This is a genomic window from Planomonospora alba, assembly GCF_039534085.1.
Taxonomy (GTDB): Bacteria; Actinomycetota; Actinomycetes; order Streptosporangiales; family Streptosporangiaceae; genus Planomonospora_B; species Planomonospora_B alba.
The window spans coordinates 1-1,670 of sequence record NZ_BAAAUT010000142.1; the positions used below are offsets into that span (position 1 = coordinate 1).

Here is a 1,670-nt window from a genome sequence, read left to right on the forward strand (position 1 = left end):
GCGGGGAATCCGTTCACAGCGAGACGCTCGCCGCCTGGGGGACCGCTGGATGCCTTGGCTCCGGCCCTGGCGGCGCTTCCGGGCACGCGAACGAGCGAGCACCCGGTGCTGTGACCGGAAAGGTCCGCCGGGTCGGCGTCTGGAGATCTCCGCGCAGGTGAACGGGACTCGTCGTGCGGGCCTGGCGGCGCGTCGCTCCCGGGGCTAACCGCTCAAGCGCCGTCGCAGTAGACAGAACTCGTTGCCCTCAGGGTCGGCCAGGACATGCCAGGATTCCTCTCCCGTCTGACCGACGTCGGCGGGCTTGGCGCCGACGGCCAGCAGACGCTCGAGTTCGGCCTCCTGGTCGCGGTCAGTGGGACTCACGTCGATGTGGAGTCGCAGTTTGCCGGTCTTCGGCTGGTCGGCGGGATTGAAGACGATCGTCGGCTGGGGACCGCCGAAACTTTCACCCGCCGGACCGATCTCGACGCTGCTCTCGGCTCGGCTGAGAACGACGTAGCCGAGCACATCGCACCAGAACGCGGCGAGGCGCTCGGGGTCTCGGCTGTCGATGACCAACTCACTGATACGGCATGCCATGCGATCGTCGCTACCCTGTCATGCTTCTCCCACGCGCGCATCGAACCGGCACCGGCACCTTGATCGTCGCGAGCCCGGCGGACCTTTCCAGCATTAGAAGCCCCGACAGCAGCCGATCACCAACTCGGCGAAGGAACGTGCCGCCCCGACTCCCCGCTTCAGGAGAAGAGTTCGTAGGCGGACCATTCCCCATACCTGCCCACGTCCACCGGGTCGAGGAAGACCACGCCGTCATCCGTTTCCAGTGAGACGAGTAGGGGCCGACGGAGGATGGCACCGGGAGCCGTCTCCTCGTCTTCGCCGTATCCATCAGCGAAGAGGTCTTCATAGACGTGTGTGAACGGACACGCTGTTCTCCGGCCAGACGGATAGGCCGATCCAGGCTGGCGGTCAAGAAAATTCCCGATGGGCGGCCAAGCAAGGCCCTGGTAAGCGGCCAGAAAACCGCTGGAGTCAGCAGCGGGACATGGACCACCATCCCTGCCATGACTTCATCGTTTTCCCCGACTCCGATCGAGATCCGGCTTGCCTCCTCCGAAGATGCCAGCGTCCTGGCTCAGCTGAACGACTTCGTGCACGCCGTTCACGCCCGGAACCGGCCGGACATCTTCCGTGCCGAACCCGCCGCAGAGGACTTGCTCCCGATCTTCGAAGCGCACCTGGCTCGCGAGGACGTCCGTGTCTTCATCGCTCAAGTGGAAGGGCGGCCGATCGGATACGCCCTGTCGATCATCGTTGATCGCCCTGGTGACGCTCTCATGCAAGCCAGGACCTTCATCGTTTTGGAGCACCTGGCCGTGGCTTCTGATGCGATCCGCACCGGCGTCGGAACCGCTCTGGTCGATGCGGTGCGCGCCGCAGGCCGCCAGATGGGATGTTCGCGCCTGCTCACCGAGGTGTGGGATTTCAACACCGAGGCGATGGCCTTCTATGGGAAAGCGGGATTTGTTCCGATGCGGCATTTGTTGGAGCAGCCGCTGTAAGACCGGAGGTGCGATAGGTCGCGGCGGGGACGGTTGCAGCCGGCTGCGGGGCGGCACTCCATCGGAGTGGACATCGGCCGAACCCGCCATGAACGGATTCCCCGT

2 protein-coding genes are annotated in these 1,670 nt (G+C 65.1%); one reads left to right on the plus strand and one right to left on the minus strand.

Annotated features, from left to right (window positions below; all coding sequences use genetic code 11):
• Nucleotides 1–204 precede the first annotated feature (204 nt).
• Nucleotides 205–582 carry a VOC family protein gene (locus ABD823_RS34290; protein ID WP_344867098.1) on the minus strand — a complete coding sequence of 126 codons (378 nt, stop codon included), beginning with the start codon at nt 580–582 and terminating at the stop codon, nt 205–207.
• Nucleotides 583–1,067: 485 nt separating this feature from the next.
• Here ABD823_RS34290 and ABD823_RS34295 point away from each other — a divergent pair, with 485 nt between their 5' ends.
• On the plus strand, nt 1,068–1,565 hold the full coding sequence (locus ABD823_RS34295) for a GNAT family N-acetyltransferase (protein WP_344867100.1): 498 nt from the start codon (nt 1,068–1,070) through the stop codon (nt 1,563–1,565).
• Nucleotides 1,566–1,670 lie beyond the last annotated feature (105 nt).

Coding starts and splice junctions, on each gene's coding strand:
- ABD823_RS34295 (WP_344867100.1), top strand. CDS start 1,068: ATGACTTCATCGTTTTCCCCGACTCCGATCGAGATCCGGCTTGCCTCC.
- ABD823_RS34290 (WP_344867098.1), bottom strand. CDS start 582: ATGGCATGCCGTATCAGTGAGTTGGTCATCGACAGCCGAGACCCCGAG.